Origin of the sequence: Neisseria sp. HMSC067G12, assembly GCF_001812725.1 — a bacterium.
GTDB classification, from domain to species: domain Bacteria; phylum Pseudomonadota; class Gammaproteobacteria; order Burkholderiales; family Neisseriaceae; genus Neisseria; species Neisseria perflava.
In genome coordinates, this window is sequence record NZ_KV810222.1 from 1 (window position 1) to 667 (window position 667).

A 667-nucleotide genomic window follows, 5' to 3' on the forward strand; every position below is an offset into this window, starting at 1 on the left:
CGGCCGATGACGCGGATCAGGTCACCACTGCCGTCGTATTCATAGCGGACCAGCGGCATACCGACCCGGACCGTTTCGCCAAAGGATGGTAAACCCTCCAACAGCGACACCGACAGCAGCCGCATTCTAGGCGACTGCTCATCGGCCACATTGCCGAAGTTTAGCGAGAACACCCGGCCGTTGCCGTCGATGACGTATTGCGGCAGACCGGTCAGCGGATGATAGACGAAACGCTGATGGTTGCCGTTGGCGTCTTCCACCGCGACCAGCGGGAAGAGGGTGGAATCTTCATCAGAACCGTCCTCCGCCACCACCAAAGGCGCAAAACGCAGCGCTATCGAACCGTCCAGAGAAGCAATGACATAATGGCCGTCCGGGTTCTTGCTGAACCAAATCTGTTCGCTCTCAAACAATACCGGCTCTTCGTCATCTTCATCGACTTCCGGCAAAGGGAACAAACGGCCCTGATCGTCGATATAGGCCAATCCGGCCGCATCGCGGATAATGCGCTGGCAGCCCGGTACGCTCCAGCCCTCGCCGAGCCAGCCGGTACCGTCTTGGTCGGAATAATAGCTGCGGCTCCATACCAGCGGCAGAATACCTTCAAAGGCAAAGTCGGTTTCACCCTCCAAAAACTTCAAACCGTGTATCGGATTGACCGGACGGC

At 57.9% G+C, this 667-nt stretch carries 1 protein-coding gene; it reads right to left on the reverse strand.

Annotated elements, in window-relative coordinates; all coding sequences use genetic code 11:
* Positions 1-667 (reverse strand): DUF6531 domain-containing protein (locus HMPREF2871_RS12175; protein WP_283116847.1); only part of this gene is annotated, 667 nt, incomplete at both ends.